This window comes from Nostoc parmelioides FACHB-3921, from assembly GCF_014696625.1.
In the GTDB taxonomy this organism is placed as follows: Bacteria; Cyanobacteriota; Cyanobacteriia; order Cyanobacteriales; family Nostocaceae; genus Trichormus; species Trichormus parmelioides.
Genome location: NZ_JACJQL010000016.1, coordinates 17,374 through 34,287, shown reverse-complemented (window position 1 = coordinate 34,287; position 16,914 = coordinate 17,374). Strand labels below are relative to the sequence as shown.

18 protein-coding genes are annotated in these 16,914 nt (G+C 40.6%); 10 read left to right on the top strand and 8 right to left on the bottom strand.

Going from position 1 to position 16,914, the window contains the following annotated elements; translation table 11 throughout:
• Nucleotides 1-200: 200 nt before the first annotated feature.
• The 3 genes from H6G14_RS13235 to H6G14_RS34020 all read right to left on the bottom strand — a co-directional run bounded on the left by H6G14_RS13235 (nt 201) and on the right by H6G14_RS34020 (nt 3,400).
• A complete protein-coding gene (locus tag H6G14_RS13235) occupies nt 201-1,529 on the bottom strand; it encodes a serpin family protein (RefSeq protein ID WP_190567846.1) in 1,329 nt (442 codons plus the stop codon).
• A 361-nt stretch (nt 1,530-1,890) separates the two neighbouring features.
• A complete protein-coding gene (gene fba, locus H6G14_RS13230) occupies nt 1,891-2,970 on the bottom strand; it encodes a class II fructose-bisphosphate aldolase (RefSeq protein ID WP_011319265.1) in 1,080 nt (359 codons plus the stop codon).
• 298 nt (nt 2,971-3,268) lie between these two features.
• On the bottom strand, nt 3,269-3,400 hold the full coding sequence (locus tag H6G14_RS34020) for a hypothetical protein (protein ID WP_277884314.1): 132 nt from the start codon (nt 3,398-3,400) through the stop codon (nt 3,269-3,271).
• 636 nt (nt 3,401-4,036) lie between these two features.
• Between H6G14_RS34020 and H6G14_RS13225 the strand changes: the two genes are divergently transcribed.
• Nucleotides 4,037-5,218 (top strand): helix-turn-helix domain-containing protein, encoded by a 1,182-nt coding sequence (locus tag H6G14_RS13225; RefSeq protein WP_190567845.1) that lies wholly within the window; start codon nt 4,037-4,039, stop codon nt 5,216-5,218.
• Between the two features lie 87 nt (nt 5,219-5,305).
• Here the strand turns inward: H6G14_RS13225 and H6G14_RS13220 are convergent, their stop codons facing one another.
• Nucleotides 5,306-5,584 carry a hypothetical protein gene (locus H6G14_RS13220; RefSeq protein ID WP_190567844.1) on the bottom strand — a complete coding sequence of 93 codons (279 nt, stop codon included), beginning with the start codon at nt 5,582-5,584 and terminating at the stop codon, nt 5,306-5,308.
• A 215-nt stretch (nt 5,585-5,799) separates the two neighbouring features.
• On the opposite strand from H6G14_RS13220, the gene H6G14_RS13215 reads away from it, so the two are divergent.
• The 8 genes from H6G14_RS13215 to trmFO all read left to right on the top strand — a co-directional run bounded on the left by H6G14_RS13215 (nt 5,800) and on the right by trmFO (nt 11,219).
• Nucleotides 5,800-6,954 (top strand): iron-containing alcohol dehydrogenase, encoded by a 1,155-nt coding sequence (locus H6G14_RS13215; RefSeq protein WP_190567843.1) that lies wholly within the window; start codon nt 5,800-5,802, stop codon nt 6,952-6,954.
• A gap of 115 nt (nt 6,955-7,069) precedes the next feature.
• Nucleotides 7,070-7,675, top strand: a complete 606-nt coding sequence (locus tag H6G14_RS13210; RefSeq protein ID WP_190567842.1) for a TetR/AcrR family transcriptional regulator — start codon at nt 7,070-7,072, stop codon at nt 7,673-7,675.
• The gene (locus H6G14_RS13205) at nt 7,662-8,051 is read left to right on the top strand and encodes a tautomerase family protein (protein WP_190567841.1); all 390 of its coding nucleotides are present in this window, start codon (nt 7,662-7,664) and stop codon (nt 8,049-8,051) included. The genes H6G14_RS13210 and H6G14_RS13205 overlap by 14 nt, the downstream gene beginning before the upstream one ends.
• An 85-nt stretch (nt 8,052-8,136) precedes the next feature.
• Nucleotides 8,137-8,586, top strand: coding sequence for an acyl-CoA thioesterase (locus H6G14_RS13200; protein WP_190567840.1), 450 nt, complete (start codon nt 8,137-8,139; stop codon nt 8,584-8,586).
• Nucleotides 8,587-8,646: 60 nt separating this feature from the next.
• The gene (locus H6G14_RS13195; protein ID WP_190567839.1) at nt 8,647-9,321 is read left to right on the top strand and encodes a glutathione S-transferase family protein; all 675 of its coding nucleotides are present in this window, start codon (nt 8,647-8,649) and stop codon (nt 9,319-9,321) included.
• Complete coding sequence (locus H6G14_RS13190) at nt 9,308-9,463, top strand: hypothetical protein (protein ID WP_190567928.1); 156 nt, start codon at nt 9,308-9,310, stop codon at nt 9,461-9,463. Before H6G14_RS13195 ends, H6G14_RS13190 begins: the two co-directional genes overlap by 14 nt.
• Nucleotides 9,447-9,821 carry a hypothetical protein gene (locus H6G14_RS13185; protein WP_190567838.1) on the top strand — a complete coding sequence of 125 codons (375 nt, stop codon included), beginning with the start codon at nt 9,447-9,449 and terminating at the stop codon, nt 9,819-9,821. The genes H6G14_RS13190 and H6G14_RS13185 overlap by 17 nt, the downstream gene beginning before the upstream one ends.
• Before the next feature lie 84 nt (nt 9,822-9,905).
• Nucleotides 9,906-11,219 carry an FADH(2)-oxidizing methylenetetrahydrofolate--tRNA-(uracil(54)-C(5))-methyltransferase TrmFO gene (gene trmFO, locus H6G14_RS13180; RefSeq protein ID WP_190567837.1) on the top strand — a complete coding sequence of 438 codons (1,314 nt, stop codon included), beginning with the start codon at nt 9,906-9,908 and terminating at the stop codon, nt 11,217-11,219.
• Between the two features lie 223 nt (nt 11,220-11,442).
• Here trmFO and pstB read toward each other — a convergent pair whose 3' ends face one another.
• From pstB to pstS, 4 genes are all read right to left on the bottom strand, one after another.
• Nucleotides 11,443-12,249 (bottom strand): phosphate ABC transporter ATP-binding protein PstB, encoded by an 807-nt coding sequence (gene pstB, locus H6G14_RS13175; protein WP_011319254.1) that lies wholly within the window; start codon nt 12,247-12,249, stop codon nt 11,443-11,445.
• A 65-nt stretch (nt 12,250-12,314) separates the two neighbouring features.
• A complete protein-coding gene (pstA, locus tag H6G14_RS13170) occupies nt 12,315-13,196 on the bottom strand; it encodes a phosphate ABC transporter permease PstA (protein ID WP_190567836.1) in 882 nt (293 codons plus the stop codon).
• A 20-nt stretch (nt 13,197-13,216) separates the two neighbouring features.
• On the bottom strand, nt 13,217-14,167 hold the full coding sequence (pstC, locus tag H6G14_RS13165; protein WP_190567835.1) for a phosphate ABC transporter permease subunit PstC: 951 nt from the start codon (nt 14,165-14,167) through the stop codon (nt 13,217-13,219).
• Nucleotides 14,168-14,311: 144 nt separating this feature from the next.
• On the bottom strand, nt 14,312-15,493 hold the full coding sequence (gene pstS / locus H6G14_RS13160; protein ID WP_190567834.1) for a phosphate ABC transporter substrate-binding protein PstS: 1,182 nt from the start codon (nt 15,491-15,493) through the stop codon (nt 14,312-14,314).
• A 657-nt stretch (nt 15,494-16,150) separates the two neighbouring features.
• Between pstS and H6G14_RS13155 the strand changes: the two genes are divergently transcribed.
• On the top strand, nt 16,151-16,741 hold the full coding sequence (locus tag H6G14_RS13155; RefSeq protein WP_010998708.1) for a biotin transporter BioY: 591 nt from the start codon (nt 16,151-16,153) through the stop codon (nt 16,739-16,741).
• Nucleotides 16,742-16,914: the final 173 nt, after the last annotated feature.

Here is a 16,914-nt window from a genome sequence, read left to right as displayed (position 1 = left end):
TCACCAACCCAAAATTGCTGGGCTAGGGCAAGCAGGGGGAGCAGGGGAAGCAGGGGGAGAAAGAGATTTTTTGTGCTGCTATTAACCTTGCAAAGTTCTCTTGGCAGACTACTAGTACCGCAAAGCGGAATTCAAAATAAATACAGCATCATGGTTTTATTGATTGGGAATGGCTGGTTTATTGAGAGTTGCGAATTGATTTAATTTGGTTCTACAACCGCACCCATAAACAAGATATTTTTGCTTTGATTATCACGAATTGCATAGAAAAAGGGACGGTCAACAATCATTTTAAATGGCTGCTGTGGCTCTCTCAAAGATGTCGCTACCATACCTACAGAAGTTGCTGCACTAGCTTCTGTACCTTCTTCATTCACCTCAATCACAGTTTTATGTCTCACTTGGCTAATAGTTAAATTGTCGCCGATACCAGAAAAGTTGGCTTTATTACTAAAAGCTTCTGCCATGCCTAAAGACTTCAGCGCATCATTCAGGGTAATATCATGGTCTGTTTGAAAGCGCGGTAAACGAATAGAGCCTTCACGGTTCCTAAACTGAGGCATCCATGTTTCCCAGTTCTCTGCATTTAAGTCTTGATAAAAAGCTTTGAGGTTAGAGTTTTTTGTGGGCAGAAAGATATACAAACTCACCTTGCCATCTTGACCATAAGGTAAACTGACAGACTGGAATTGTGGGGTTTCATAATATCTATATTCACCCGTTTGTGACATCATTGGGTGTTGTTTTTGCTGACCCGATGCAGTGTAAAAGGTCTGTGGTGTTGTTTGAGACTTATCAAAAGCACTACTCCATTTGCCATTGAAATATATAGCATTGATGAGAAATAGCGCCTGATTTGGTTCAATATTATCGACAATTTTGTCAATTTTACCTTTAGTATTTTCCTTCACCCAGGCATTAATTGTATTTACAGCTGCGACATTTTTAAAATCTAAATTTGTCACCTTAGCTTGATAAAAATCGCGGGTTGTTTGCAGAAAATCGGGACGCAAACTCACATCTTGATTAGCCCACAGGGAGTTAGCTATAGTCAGTTGGACATTTTCACCAGGATTTTGTAGCAGCTTGTTTAATGAAGCATAACCAGAGTTGAGTTCTGGTAGACTGATACCCTGTAACTCTAGGGTTTTGGCCATTGCTTTTTGCGTAGAGCCGCTAGCGCCATTGTAGGTCATGGCTAGGGCGATCGCTACACTCGTGGGCGACACAGAAATATTTTTGGCGTTACCATCTTGTTTGGCAATTTCCGAAAACAACTTAAAGCCAAACTTATTATTAGCATCTACAATTTTAGTATCAGGCACTACTGTTTTTTTTTGCAATGAAGATTCTGCTTGAGATACCCCAGTCTGGGCCAGCGCACTTGTGTCAGGATTAACTTGAGAACAACCTAGTACACTGAATAGAACCACGCTAGCTGCTGCTAGAACATAACGTCTTCCCAGACTAACAGCGTAACGTCTTTGTAAAAAACTGTCTTTCACACCACTGAACTTCTGCCGATTCATGTTACTACCTCGTGTGCCAAAGTTTTTAGCTATCTACCAAACTTGACGTTAATGCCGTATTGCTTATTTACTATGGCATTAAGACAACTGAAACACTCGGCGGTTACAGTTTTAGTAACAGTGAATTTGGCAAAAAAGGTAAATATAGCTATTGCAAAAAATCCCTTAATATGGAATTACCTATTGATTTTGCAGTCTCTAATTTTGGTGGTTTATCTGAAGGCTGAATATTTGTATTTTAAACTACTAATACCAATACTCTACAAAAAACCGGGAAACTTTAGTGTTACCCGGTTTATTTATATCAATATCAAAAATTTTGCAGGAGCAAAATAATGCTCCTATTTATCTTTGATTAAAATTAAACCTTAGCAGCAGACTTGCTGATAGCGTTCAATTCGCCTTTAGCATACTTAGCAGCAAAAGTTTCTAGAGAAACTTGCTTAATCTTGCTAGCATTACCAGCAGTACCGAATTGTACATAGCGTTCTGCACAAACCTTCTGCATATATGTAATGGAAGGCTTGAGGAAGTGACGGGGGTCAAATTCCTTAGGATTTTTTGCTAAAGCTTCGCGTACAGCCGCAGTGATAGCCAAGCGGTTGTCAGTATCGATGTTAACTTTGCGAACACCGCTCTTGATACCTTTTTGGATTTCTTCTACAGGTACACCGTAGGTTTCAGGAATAGCACCACCGTACTCGTTAATCAAAGCGATTAAATCTTCAGGTACGGAAGAAGAACCGTGCATTACCAAGTGGGTGTTAGGTAGACGGCGGTGAATTTCTTCAATACGGCTGATAGCCAAAATTTCGCCGGTGGGTTTGCGGGTAAACTTGTAAGCACCGTGGCTGGTACCAATAGCCACAGCCAAAGCGTCTACTTGGGTTGCTTCTACGAAGTTAACAGCTTCATCGGGGTCAGTTAACAGTTGGGAATGGTCAAGAGTACCTTCAAAACCGTGTCCGTCTTCAGCTTCACCCGCGCCAGTTTCCAGAGAACCCAAACAACCGAGTTCACCTTCTACACTTACGCCCAAAGCATGAGCTACATTGACAACTTCGCGGGTAACATTCACGTTGTACTCGAAGCTAGCAGGGGTTTTAGCGTCAGCTTCCAAGGAGCCGTCCATCATGACGCTGGTGAAGTTGTTCTTGATTGCTGAGTAGCAGGTAGAAGGAGCATTACCATGATCCTGGTGCATGACGATGGGAATCTCAGGATAGGTTTCTACCGCAGCCAAAATCAGGTGGCGGAGGAAGTTTTCACCTGCATAATTACGAGCGCCACGAGAAGCTTGCAAAATTACGGGGCTATCTGTCTCGGCAGCAGCCTTCAGGATTGCCTGAATCTGCTCCAAATTGTTAACGTTGAAAGCTGGGATGCCGTAACCGTTTTCAGCCGCGTGATCCAAAAGCAGCCGCAATGGTACAAGCGCCATAGATAGTCCTCCTAATGTGGTTGTCAGCTAGTGGGTATGAAAGCAGCGTAGTGATTACGCTAAATCTTAATAGTTTTTTCAACTTATAGGAAATTATAACTAGTGTAGGGTGTTTATGTTGAAAAAGTTTACGCCGTTACTAATCAAGATGCCTTATGCTTTAACTAAACTACTGTCAAGTATGCTACGGCACAGTTAGAGGCTTTAGTAGTGTGTTATCCCAAAGAGAATGCTGTGGGCGATCGCTCACATAACGGAGCATTATCTATCCTCGCCATCAATTGAGAATTTATGAATATTACGAACTAATTACCACCCCTAGTTTCTGGGCAAGTATAGTGTCATGGAGACGCGCAAGTTTATCGCTGGTGAATTCGCTACCATTTTCCTGTAGGGGAATTATCCGATGCGGTGGAGGTGTGTTCACCATAATGATATTTGGATGAGATTTATGCACCCAGGTTGTCTCTTGAGATTGGGTGTAAGTGTGTCAGGATTTTAAACATTTACGCCTGACCTATCTCTATAGTGTTAAATAGTGTTAACAGTTTTGATGCTAGCGGCGGACGTAAGACCGTAAACGAGTAGGTAAGCTGATCAATAGGCGCGCTAATTCTTAAAAATTAATAATTGCCCAGGGTACGTCAACTACTTACTAAATAAGCAGCACTATCTCATAACTTGATATTTTACTAATTTTGGTGAATTATCCAACCACAGATAGAGGCAATCATTATTCAAAAGTGGTAGTTTAGCGACTTATCTGTAAATTTCTCCTTTAAAAAAGCTAATTTATACTATGGTTTAAAATTTAATATCTAGGCATTATTAATAGTTATACTTCCAAAATAATACAGAAACATCTCCCATATTAGCACTATCTTTTCAGATTCAAATATTTATTAAAGATATTGTATGAGTTTAGCCTTTGAGGAATCTTCTAATTATTAATTGTATTGACCATGAAATTCACAATTAGCAGTACCATAGGTGCTGTTATTCCTGTTTAAATTAGTGCATTAAATCTGACTGACTAACTTCTGTCATCAAGTCGTAGGCATCTACAGTGAATATAGAATTATTTATCCAACGGGCAGAAGCATTACATAAACAACTAGCAGATTTGTACCAAACTGCTAGCGTGTTGCCTTGGATTCCGCCAGATTTACTACCACAGGCTTTTAAAGAGCTTTATAGTAACTCCAAGTTAGTACAGATGGCGGCAGAAGAACTTTATCATCAAAATGAGGAACTTATACAAACACGCAGTTTATTAGAAGCAGAACGTCAACACTACCATGATTTATTTGAGTTTGCACCAGATGGGTATTTAGTAACTAATGCTGAGGGAATTATTCAAGAAGCTAACCTGACTGCGGCAAAGTTATTCAATGCACCGAAACATATACTAGTAGATAGATCAATCATTAATTTTATTCGCCTCGAAGAAAGGGAAAGCTTTCACTGCGAACTAAATCAATTATTCCAAACAGATAAGGCTAAAAAGTTAATAGTGCGCTTACACCAATTTAATGGTGAATCTTTTGATGCGCTTCTAACAATATCTGTAGTTCGTAACCAAAACGGTAAAATAAAATCTCTGCACTGGTTGCTAAGTCACATTAATGAAAATCAACAGCAAAGTTTAGGCTTAGTCAATCATGAAAATTATCTTAGTCAAAACCGTCCAGTATACGTATATGAAAAAGGAGAGAATATCCCCCTTAATCCTTTAGTTATTTGGTATGTTCGCCAAGGTTTAGTCAAGCTGAGTACTTTTTGTGAAACAGGTGAAGAAGTATTAATGGGTTTGGCAAAAACACACATGGTATTTGGTTCTAGTATGACTAATTTACCCATTTATCAAGCTACGGCTCTTTCTGAGGTGGAATTAGTATCAATCAATTTTGCAGAAATAGCTGTTTCCCAGATGCTGAGTCATACACTGCTACCAAAAATAAATCAGCAATTACAGCAGAAAGAATCTTTTTTAGTTATTGCTGGAAGACGGAAAGTAGAAGATCGTCTATATCATCTATTACAGTTTTTAAAACAAGAAATCGGAGAACCTACAAAAGAAGGGACTCGCCTAAGTGTACGTTTCACTCATGAGGATATTGCCAGTGCTTGTTGTACTACTAGAGTGACAATTACACGATTAATGGGTAAGTTACAACAACAAGGTTTGATTAGTTTCGACTCGAAGAAACATATGATTCTTCATAAAAGGCTAGAGGATAGGGAATAAAATTTTCTGTTAATGACCGAGTTATGGGTGCTGATTCAGTAATTTTCTTTTTTCAACCCTAACCTCTCAACCTCTCCAAAACTCGGCTTAAGATTGTTGAGGAATTAAACTGGCGTTTTTAGTCGCGCTATCCCAAACTACCCAGCTAAAAGAACTATTTTGCTCAACGGGGCTATTGGAAACTTTAAAGTATAATTTTTCTCCACCCTTGATTTCGATGGCAAAATCAGTATTTTGGGCGTAAATAACTTTAAAGCCTCTATCCCGTAGACAATACATAGTCCAAGCTTTCAATGATTGCTTATGTGGTTCGTGGGGGATGGGTGGTTTGGTAATGGCTTCTTCTATGACCTTAAATATCTGCATGGGCTTTTGATTCAATGTCTAAGGTGGTGCTGAGTAATTTTAATATCATCTTATTTTTTTGTGTTTGTCTCTCATATTTTCTCAAAGCAAAGTAGATGTACTTGTGAAGCGTCTCACTCCAGGGAACTACTTATTCATCTATGGGTATAAGCACAGAAATGGTCAAACTGATTACAATATTCAAGGCAAAATTTTATTCCTTGGTTTCAGCATTTATGGAAAACTTTGTTTTTTACAACCCAGTCAAAATTTTATTTGGCAAAGGTCAAATCGCTCATATTGCTGCCGAAATTCCAACTGATGCTAAGGTTCTCATTACCTATGGTGGCGGTAGCATTAAAGCCAATGGTGTGTATGACCAAGTTAAATCTGCATTGGCTGGACGGAACGTCTTTGAATTTGGCGGGATTGAACCTAATCCCCATCTAGAAACTCTTTTGCAAGCAGTGGAACTGATACGCCAAGAAGGTATTGATTTTCTCCTGGCTGTTGGTGGTGGTTCGGTTGTTGATGGGACTAAATTTATTGCGGCGGCGGTTCCTTTCGTTGGCGACCCTTGGGACATCTTGGCAAAGCAAGCGCCTGTGACTGCGGCTGTACCTTTTGGAGTGGTGTTGACCTTACCAGCTACAGGTTCGGAAATGAACAATGGCTCGGTTGTGACTAAGTGGGAAACTAAAGAAAAGCTCTTCTTTGGTAGTCCCTTGGTATTTCCTCGCTTCTCTGTTCTTGACCCAGAAACAACATTTTCCTTACCTCCGAGACAAATTGGTAATGGTATTGTTGATGCCTACACCCACGTGATGGAACAGTATTTGACTTATCCAGTTAATGCACCATTACAAGACCGATGGGCAGAATCTATCCTGAAAACGTTGATTGAAGAGGGGCCAAAAACCCTAGCTAACCCTAAAGATTACGATGCCAGGGCAAATTTGGTATGGGCTGCAACTCTAGCACTCAATGGGCTAATTGGTGCAGGAGTACCCCAAGATTGGGCTACACACATGATTGGTCATGAGTTAACTGCACTACATGGTCTAGATCACGCTCAAACATTGGCGATTGTCTTACCCAGCACTCTCTCAATTAGACGCGATCGCAAGTGGCAAAAACTCCTACAATATGCAGAGCGAGTCTGGAACATTGTCGATGGTTCTGAAGAAGACAGAGTAAATGAGGCGATCGCTAAAACTCGCAATTTCTTTGAGTCTGTTGGTGTCCGCACCCGCTTATCTGACTACGGTGTAGGGCTAGAAACCATTCCTCTAGTTGTGGAAAATTTACAAAAACATGGTTTAGCAATCTTAGGTGAAAACAAAGATGTAGACTCCCAAGTCGTTGAGCAAATTTTAACTCTCTCAGCATAAAAATTCGGGGGTGGGGAGTGGTAAGCAGGGCGAAAAGAAATTACCCATTACCAATCCCTAGACTCCCCAATAGTTAATGTGTTATTCTCAATCAGACCAAGTGGTCGGTAAATAGATGTCTAAAGGCGAAGAAACAAAAACCCGAATTCTCCAACAAGCGGCGGAACTGTTTAACCAACAGGGATACGCTGGTTCGTCTATTTCTGACATCATGCGTGTAACGGGATTGCAAAAAGGAGGAATTTACAATCACTTCCAAAGCAAAGACGAATTAGCACTACAGGCTTTCGATTATGCGATCGCCTCTATCAGCAAACACTATAGAATTGCATTACGTAGTAAACGTCATGCCATAGAACGTGTACAAGCACTAATTGCAGTCTTTAGTAGTTTTGCAGAAAATCCACCCATCCCCGGAGGATGTCCGTTACTAAACACAGCTGTGGAAAGTGATAATGCACATCCAGCGTTACGGGAACGCACTCAACAAGCGATGAACTCTTGGCTGAATATGATTCGGCGAATCATTCAAACGGGAATTGAGAGAGGAGAAATTCAGCCTCATATCAATGCTGAGGAAATTGCCACTATCATAGTTGCAACTTTAGAAGGTGCAATTATGATGAGCCAGCTTTATGACGATACTATTTATATGCAAAGGGCAGTGAATCATCTGAATCATTACACAGAAAATATCCTAAAAATTCATGGTACAAATTAAAGTTTATGGTTTATCAGAAAAACTCAACCCAATTAAAGCAGAGCTATCAAATATTCTCCATACCTCTTTAATTGAAGTTTTACAGATTAGTCCTGAGAAGAGATTTCATCGCTTCTTCCCCTTGGATAAATTAGATTTCTACTACCCATCTGATAGAACAGAAAATTATCTAATTATTGAAATTATTATGTTTGAGGGGCGTTCAGTAGAGACTAAAAAGCAGCTACTGAAAGATATTTTTAAAAAAATTAACGAGCAATTGCAAATTTCAGTTTATGATATCGAAATTACACTTTTTGAAACTCCCAAACACAATTGGGGTATTAGGGGCGTGCCTGGAGATGAGCTAAATCTGAGCTACAAAGTGGAAGTTTGAAGTTTTGTTAATAATCTATCTTCAAGGATAGTTTATTTTTTGTAAAATAACCGACCGAAAGGTCTTAATTAAATCAGGTGTAACTATGCTAACAGTAAATAACTCACACAGGGCATTAGAAGTAACTTTGCAAATACCTGTAAGAACTTATGAAATTGACTTTGCCGGAATTGTCAGCAACATTGTGTATATTAAGTGGCTAGAAGATTTACGTTTAAAGTTTCTAGAAGAACATTTTCCAATTCATCAACAAATTGAGCAAGGATATGTACCTATACTTGCTGGGACAGAAATTGAATATAAACGTCCCATTAAGTTAATCGATCAAGTAATTGGACGCTTATGGGCAAGTAATTTGGGACGATTAAAATGGACAGTGCAAGCAGAGATTTTATCAAATAATCAACTAGCAGCAGTTGCTACACAGAAGGGTGCTTTTGTGAATTTACAAAATGGTCGTCCAGTTAGAATCCCAGATGAATTACAGCAAAAATATTTAAATATTACTAAGTTAAATAATGAACAAAATTTTTAAAAATTTTTTGTTTTATTACAAACCTATCGGTCTTTTTTATTTTTTGAGGAATAAAAGCGTATGCTCAAATTCTACTACAATCATCGCTCACCTATGGCTCGTCGTGTATGGCGTACCTTACTAGAAAAAGAAATTACATTTGAGCCAATACTCATGAGCTTAGATGGCGATCAATTGCAACCTGAATTTTTAGAAATCAACCCATTTCATCATATTCCAGTCATATTAGATAATGGTTTTCGGGTAATAGAATCTTTAGCAATCATGGACTATTTGGAAGCTAAATATCCTACACCTGCACTGTTACCGAAAAAAGCTGAATCTTTAGCAACAGTCAGAATGGTACAAATGGTGGCAACAAATGAACTATTACCAAAAATGATTTCCTTGATTTTTGAGGATAAAAATTCGTCAAAATTCTTGCAGGCCTATGAGCATATAAATAAAGTCTTAGCATTTTTATCAGAATCTTTAGGGAACGAATCTTATTATGGTGGAGAACAGTTGACTTTAGCTGATATTGTGGCTGGAACCGATTTATCTTTGTTGCCAAAATTAGGGATTAGTTTTAGTAACTACCCCAATTTGCAAGATTGGTTTGAGCGTTTAATGACACGGAAATCGTGGCAACAGACAGAACTTAGTGTAGAAGATTTTGAAAAATTTAAGCGTGTTTTTCTCAAGCTACGTCAACGCCAGCGAAAACAAGAACATAAAGCCAATGAAGATAAATAATAAGCCTTTAGCGATCGCCTGTGCATCAGGTAGCTTTAAAGGTGTATTCGCGCATGGTGTGTTGAGTGGTTTGGAATTAGCAGGGATTTGCGCTAACGCTTATGCTGCGGCTTGGATATCAGGAAGTGATTGCGATCGCTAACGAACCAGGTATACTCTATCGAGATATGTTTCAAATAGAGGCAATTCCTGAGATTTACAAAGGAGTGAAAATCCACATTAGGGACTTCCAGAAAATAAATTATTCAATGGGTCAGAGCAAATATGATCATTGTATTATTCCTCCCCTGCTTCCCCTGCTCCCCCTGCCTCCCCTGCTTACCAAAGCGATTGTATATTTTTTTAGTTGGAAGTCCCTTATTCGCCCAGATGTAGATCCGAAAGAATTGGGAGTCAATTTTACAGATTCGACAAAACAAGGTTTAGCTGCTGTCTATGAATATGGACAGCAAAAAGGAAAAGACTTTATCAAGCAGTGGTCAGCCCTAAATCTACTATAAAAGCCCGACTGACAAACAGTATCATCTATATTGGTGATATGCACTCCCAGCAAACTACAACTGGGTAAAATTGGGTATTGAATTATGGATCAACAACCGATACAAGTCATTGGAGGTGGACTAGCTGGGACAGAGGCAGCATGGCAAATCGCCCAGGCTGGAGTGCCAGTAATTTTACACGAAATGCGTCCCAAACGCTTCAGCCCCGCTCATCATACAGAACATTTGGCAGAGTTGGTATGTAGTAACTCCTTTGGGGCAATGGCAAGCGATCGCGCGGCGGGATTACTACACGAAGAATTACGCCAACTAGGTTCTGTGGTCATTGCCAAAGCAGATGAACACGCAGTACCCGCAGGTGGCGCACTGGCAGTAGATCGGGGTCAATTTGGTCAAGATTTAACTCAAACTCTTGCTAACCATCCCCTAGTGGAATTTCGCCGTGGTGAAGTCCCCGCCATTCCTGAAGGCATTGTGGTGTTAGCTACCGGGCCATTGACTAGTCCCGACTTGGCGGCAGATTTGCACCGCTTCACGGGGATGGAATACATGAGCTTTTTTGATGCGGCTAGTCCCATCATTGTCGGCGATTCCATTAACCGCGATATTGCCTTTATGGCTTCTCGCTATGACAAAGGTGAAGCCGCTTATCTCAACTGTCCCATGAATAAGGAACAGTATCTGCGGTTTCGGGAAGAACTCTGCAAAGCCGAACAAACAGAACTCAAAGACTTTGAACGAGAAACAGCCAAATTTTTTGAAGCCTGTCTCCCCATTGAAGAGTTAGCGCAACGAGGAGAAGATACCATGCGCTATGGCCCCGTAAAACCAGTGGGCTTATCTGACAGTCGGACTGGGGAACGTCCCTATGCGGTGGTGCAGTTGCGACAAGAAGATAAAGCCGGTCAATTGTGGAATATGGTAGGATTCCAAACTAATCTGCGTTGGGGTGAACAAAAACGCGTATTTCAAATGATCCCCGGTTTGGAAAAGGCAGAATTCGTGCGGTTGGGAGTTATGCACCGCAACACATTTATCAATGCACCCCAGTTAATGCTACCTACCCTACAATTTAAACAACGTCTCACATTATTAGCGGCTGGACAATTAATTGGTACAGAAGGTTATACAGCAGCAGCCGCAGGTGGTTGGTTAGCGGGAACTAACGCTGCCAGGTTGGCTTTGGGTAAAGAACCTTTGGCGTTACCACCGACGACAATGTTAGGCGCATTATTAGAATTTATCAGTTCCGCCTCGCCTAAACACTTCCAACCAATGCCCCCTAATTTTGGCATTCTGCCAGATTTGGGTGTAAAAATCAAAAGTAAACCAGAACGCTATGGACGTTACCGCGATCGCTCCTTAGCAGATTTAAGCAGTTGGAAAGTTAATCTATAGCCGTTGACTGTTGACTGTTGACTGTTAACTGTTAATGGTCAACAGCCCTCACAATTGATTATGCAATTTAAAAGCAGAATAGCTTATACAGCCCCAAACCCTTGTCCTGTCTTAATTTTGAATTTTGAATTGGTATAACTATTTCCTTCTTCTACCCCTCAAAAAAAATAAAATTAGGAATGCCGCGCATACCTAATTCTAGAGATGAAGTTATTAGCGTTATCTAACCGAATCTGCCGCTAACGTAGTCTCTGGTATCTTCTTGCTTAGGATTATTGAAAATTGATTCTGTGGCATCGTATTCTACCAAGTAGCCAATACGACCGCCTGTTTCTGTAGGCCGGACGTTGAAAAACGCTGTCATGTCGGAGACACGGGCAGCTTGCTGCATATTGTGAGTGACGATAACAATAGTGTATTGCTCTTTCAGTTCGTGAATCAGTTCTTCTACACGTAAGGTAGAGATGGGATCTAACGCAGAGCAAGGTTCATCCATCAGGATAATCTCTGGTTGAACGGCGATCGCTCGCGCAATACATAATCTTTGTTGTTGTCCACCAGATAAAGACAAACCACTTTGGCGTAGTTTATCTTTGACCTCATCCCACAACGCTGCTTGGCGCAGGCTTCGTTCTACCAATTCGTCCATATTACCCTTGAAACCATTAATTTTGGCTCCGTAAGCAATATTGTCATAAATTGATTTAGAGAACGGGTTTGGTCTTTGAAATACCATCCCGATCCGGCGACGCACTTCTACAGGATCAATATCTTGTGCATACAAGTTTTTCCCGTAATAAAAGACTTTACCTTCAGCCCGGAATGATTCAATCAGGTCGTTGAGACGGTTGTAGCAACGCAACAAAGTACTTTTACCACAACCAGAAGGGCCGATAAAGGCTGTCACTTTATTTTTGGGAATATCTAGCCAAATGTTTTGTAAGGCTAGAAATTTGCCATAGTAGACATTAAGATTTTCGGTCTTCAGGACGGTTTCTGTGCTATTGAGGGTGCTAGTATTTGTAGCCATAAATGGTCTAGTGTAAGTGTTAAGGATGGCAGATAACGTTGATTAAGCTGTTGAGAGATTACTTCCTAAGCTTTTTGACGAGTTGCCCAGCGAGCAATGATGCTGGTGATGAGAACCATCAACACCAAAATCAAGGATGCAGCCCAGGCTAGTGACTGCCAATTTTTAAACGGAGAAATGGCAAAGTTGTAAACCAAAACAGCCAGGGAAGCTGTGGGTTTAAATAAGCTATTAGGCCAGAACGGTGAAAATAAGGCAGTAAACAATAAAGGTGCAGTTTCTCCAGCAGCACGGGCGATCGCTAATGTTGATCCTGTGACAATTGCCGGTAAGGCAGCTGGCAAGACAACTTGTGTTACTGTTTGAAAATTGGTAGCTCCTAAACCTACAGATGCTTGGCGCAAATCTTGCGAAACTAGCTGTAAAGCTTCATCAGTAGTTCTCACAATAATTGGCAGCATTAAGATTGCTAATGCAAATCCCCCGCCGATAGCTGAATAAGAACCTAGATTCAGCTTTACCAATGTCAGAACTACAATCCCATAAGCAAATACACCAGCAATAATAGAAGGAACTCCACTCAGGACATTAGTAGCAAACCTGATCCATCTAGCTAGTTTACCAGAGCTAAACTCTGTTAAATAAATTGCCGCTATTACACCTAATGGGATACTAATTAATGCACCAATCCCTACCATTAATAGTGTACCCAAAATGGCATTACCAAAACCTCCTCCCTGTCTTAGAGGCGCGGGTGGTAATTCAGTAAATATACTTAAACTTAAGCTGCTAAAACCTTGAATGACGACATAAGATAGTACTGCCAATAGCGGCAAAAGAGCTAATGCTCCACACAGGAATGCTACTCCTGTCATCATCGTATTAAACAGCGTCCGTCCAGACATGGGGGCGCGAGTTAAACTCCTTTCAGGAAAATCAGCATTCATAAATTCAACTCACCACTAAGCTAAATTCGCTTGACTCGGAGGACTATAAATTCGGCCAAGATATTAACTACTAAAGTCAAAACAAATAAAACTAAAGCAGCATACATCAAAGCCGCCACTTGCAAGCCACTTGCTTCTGAGAATTGGTTTGCCAGTAGAGAAGAAATTGTATTGGCTGGTGCTAATAATGAGGCGCTGATATTGTTGGAGTTACCAATCAGCATGGTGACAGCCATTGTTTCTCCCATCGCCCGTCCTAGAGCTAGCATGACAGCACTAACAATGCCAGAAAAAGCCGATGGAATCAAAATTTGAAAGATGGTTTCCCAGCGTGTCGCGCCTAATCCTAATGATGCTTGGCGTAAACTTGGAGGTACAGAAATTAAGGCATCACGGGAGATAGCCGTAATAATTGGCAAAGTCATAATTGCCAGAATTACTCCCGCAGGTAACATTCCTGGGCCTGTGGGAGGGGTGCTAAACAAGGGCAACCAACCCAAAGAACTATGGAGCCATCTGCCTATATTAGTTGTGATAGGTACTAATACAAATATACCCCAGACTCCATAAACGACACTGGGAATAGCTGCTAGCAACTCCACCAAGAACACTAGCACAGTACGTACTTTGACTGGTAGAAAATCTTCACTTAATAAAACAGCTGTTCCGACTCCTATCGGTACAGCTATCAATAAACCGATAAAGGAACTAATGATTGTTCCGTAAACTTGGGGTAATACCCCATAATCGTTATTAACCGGGTTCCAAATACTTTTGGCTAAAAAGCCAATACCGAATTCCTTGATAGCTGGCCAAGCAGCAATAGTGACTTGTAGAGCTATCCATAACAGAGTACCAGCGATCGCCAAAGCAAAAATCCGCGTCAACCAGATAAAGCCTCGATCTAGGGATCTGTCTGCTTCAGAGCGACTTTTAATAGCTGATGGCAGATTTTCAGAGTTTGTAGCCATGAATACTGACTTTCAAGATTAAATCAGAGGAAAATGTGAGAAGCAAGCAGATTTATTAACTTGTGGCTGTACTAAAAACTCAAAACCAGCCACATAAACCAATCAACATTAAGCTTGTGCGGAGTCAATCAATTCAAAAATTGATTACTTGCTAGCGCTAGTGTTGCCACTTACTGCAATTTTATAGTCTGGACTAATTTGATCAGCCACAGCCGCTACCTTTGCCACCACATTTTGAGGTAGGGGAACATATCCTAGTTCTGCGGCGACTTTTTGCCCTTCTGTTAAGCCATACTCAATTGCGGCTTCCATTGCTTTCGCTTTCACTGGATCAGCATACTTTTTATAAGTCATAATCCAAGTGTAGGTGACTATAGGATAAGATTCTGCACCTTCTGGGTCTGCAATAAAAGCTCTGAGGTCTGCTGGTAAGGTGACAGCTTCTAAAGTTTTAGATGCTGATTCTTCTGTGGGTATCACAAATTTACCACCTTTATTTTCCAATGCAGCAAACTTGAGTCCGTTTTGTTTGGCGTAGCCGTATTCTATGTAACCAATAGAACCTTGAGTTTGTTGGACTTGAGCTGTTACACCTTCATTTCCCTTCGCACCAACACCCACAGGCCAATTAACGGTTTTACCATCGCCTACTTTACTTTTCCAATCTGGACTGATGGCACTGAGGTGTTTAGTAAATACGCCTGTGGTTCCACTACCATCGGAACGATATACAACTGTAATTGGCTGATTAGGAAGATTTACACCAGGGTTGGCATCAGCGATTTTTTTGTCGTTCCAAGTTTTAATATTACCTAGCAAAATGTCTGTGTAAACTGCTCTAGGTAGCTTCAATTCTGCGACATCAGGGAGATTATAAGCCAAGACAATACTACCAGCAGTCATTGGGAGTAATAAAGTACCTTTGTCTTGTGGTACTTTCTGGATTTCTTCATCCTTCATGCCTACGTCACTAGCACCGAAATCTACGGTACCTTGGATAAATTGTTCAACTCCAGCGCCGCTACCTACTGACTGATAGTTAACTTGTAAATTGGGGTACTTTTTGTTTAATTCCGTGAACCAACTTTGATATAAGGGTGCAGGGAATGATGCACCGGCTCCAGTTAATGTTACATTGCCACCAAGATCCAATTTTGCTGGGCTGGAAGCTGTAGCATCTTTAGCTGTACCAGATGAACCATCTTGAGTTGCAGCGTTGTCTGAGCCTTGCTGCCCACCACAAGCAGCTAAACTCATCGCCAGTGTTAATACGGTAATTGATACTGGAATGCGGTTATTTTTAATTCTCTTGATATATGAGAGCATCGCTGTCTGTTTGAGGAAATTTTCAGATGGGCGCTTCTACGCTACCCCTTATAGATAGGTATTAAGGTTAACGAAAGGTTAAAACAAGGAAAAAATATATTTTTTTTAGATATACTGCCCAAGTTTTCCTCTATATTACTGAGAAAAACTTTATACATATTTCATGGAAGTAAACTGACAAATAATGATGATGAGAATCGATTTTCCTTGGTAAGCGATCGCTGACTCTAAATTTCAGCCTATACAAAACCTATGCCAACAGGGAAATTACATAAATTATATGAAATTTCTGTCAAAAAAAATACAAAATAAGCAGAGATAGAATATTGAGTCTAGTTAATTTTTTCGTCCCAGTAACTATCATCAACTGTTCACATCAGAATGGGTGAAAAAGCAATTGGAAATTGGGGAGTAAGAGATGGGGACTGAGTAATAGAGGGGCAAGGAGTAAAGAAATTAGTGAGAGTGATGATTGACTGCGTATTTACTCAACACTCAACAAGCTGCTCAACGCCCCGCTATTCCTAACAGCGCTCAGAACCCTTCAAGCTCACGAACTTCAGTATTCTAGTGGACATATGAACAAATTAGTACGAATTCCAGTCACATAATTAATGCCTATACTGGTTGCTGTTGCTTTCCCCTTGTGCCTGATAAATGATTGCCGCTTCAAATCAACTACTTTGGTCTATGATTGGCTTACTCCTAACAATGGGAGGTACTTTCTTAGAAGCTTATGGTATTACCTTACCTTGGAACTGGAGTCAGACGGGAATCCAGACCTTTTCATTAGGTGTCAGCTATCAAGTTGGTGCGGTACTTTTAGTAGGTTGTTTAGGGGGCAAAAATGCTGGTGCGCTCTCACAAATTGCTTATTTAGTTATGGGTTTGACTCTGCACCCCGTCTTTTCTGATGGTGGCGGTAATATCGGTTATGTGAAAGCATCACAGTTTGGTTATTTGCTAGGCTTCATCCCTGGAGCTTGGATTTGTGGCTTTTTTGCCTTTCAAGCCAGGCCTAAAATAGAGTCTCTCACTTTTAGCTGTATTTGTGGCTTATTAAGCGTACACCTGTGTGGTATTGCTTATCTCATGATTAGGTCTTTCTTCCACTGGCAAGGCACAGACACAATACCCTTAATGCAATCAATCCTTGTTTATTCTTGGTGGGTGATTCCGGGGCAATTAGCTGTAGTCTGTGCTGTCTCTGTAGTAGCATATGTGTTGCGACACTTGATGTTTTATTAGTCATTAGTCATTGGTCATCAGTCATTAGTCATTAAGCTAATGCTCGTCTAAATTGCATAAATACTAATCAGGGCTGTTAACTGTTGACAGTCAACGGTCAACAGTTAACAGCCCTCACGATGGATTATGCAACTTAAAAGCAGAATAGCTTAGTCATTAGTTAATGATGACTG

Bases quoted from the DNA above. Each gene is read 5' to 3' on its own strand.
- H6G14_RS13235 (WP_190567846.1), bottom strand. From the start codon at position 1,529: ATGAATCGGCAGAAGTTCAGTGGTGTGAAAGACAGTTTTTTACAAAGA.
- H6G14_RS13210 (WP_190567842.1), top strand. From the start codon at position 7,070: ATGTCTAAAGGCGAAGAAACAAAAACCCGAATTCTCCAACAAGCGGCG.
- H6G14_RS13200 (WP_190567840.1), top strand. From the start codon at position 8,137: ATGCTAACAGTAAATAACTCACACAGGGCATTAGAAGTAACTTTGCAA.
- pstC (WP_190567835.1), bottom strand. From the start codon at position 14,167: ATGGCTACAAACTCTGAAAATCTGCCATCAGCTATTAAAAGTCGCTCT.
- fba (WP_011319265.1), bottom strand. From the start codon at position 2,970: ATGGCGCTTGTACCATTGCGGCTGCTTTTGGATCACGCGGCTGAAAAC.
- trmFO (WP_190567837.1), top strand. From the start codon at position 9,906: ATGGATCAACAACCGATACAAGTCATTGGAGGTGGACTAGCTGGGACA.
- H6G14_RS13215 (WP_190567843.1), top strand. From the start codon at position 5,800: ATGGAAAACTTTGTTTTTTACAACCCAGTCAAAATTTTATTTGGCAAA.
- H6G14_RS13195 (WP_190567839.1), top strand. From the start codon at position 8,647: ATGCTCAAATTCTACTACAATCATCGCTCACCTATGGCTCGTCGTGTA.
- H6G14_RS13155 (WP_010998708.1), top strand. From the start codon at position 16,151: ATGATTGCCGCTTCAAATCAACTACTTTGGTCTATGATTGGCTTACTC.
- H6G14_RS13190 (WP_190567928.1), top strand. From the start codon at position 9,308: ATGAAGATAAATAATAAGCCTTTAGCGATCGCCTGTGCATCAGGTAGC.
- H6G14_RS13220 (WP_190567844.1), bottom strand. From the start codon at position 5,584: ATGCAGATATTTAAGGTCATAGAAGAAGCCATTACCAAACCACCCATC.
- pstA (WP_190567836.1), bottom strand. From the start codon at position 13,196: ATGAATGCTGATTTTCCTGAAAGGAGTTTAACTCGCGCCCCCATGTCT.
- H6G14_RS34020 (WP_277884314.1), bottom strand. From the start codon at position 3,400: ATGGTGAACACACCTCCACCGCATCGGATAATTCCCCTACAGGAAAAT.
- pstB (WP_011319254.1), bottom strand. From the start codon at position 12,249: ATGGCTACAAATACTAGCACCCTCAATAGCACAGAAACCGTCCTGAAG.
- H6G14_RS13205 (WP_190567841.1), top strand. From the start codon at position 7,662: ATGGTACAAATTAAAGTTTATGGTTTATCAGAAAAACTCAACCCAATT.
- pstS (WP_190567834.1), bottom strand. From the start codon at position 15,493: ATGCTCTCATATATCAAGAGAATTAAAAATAACCGCATTCCAGTATCA.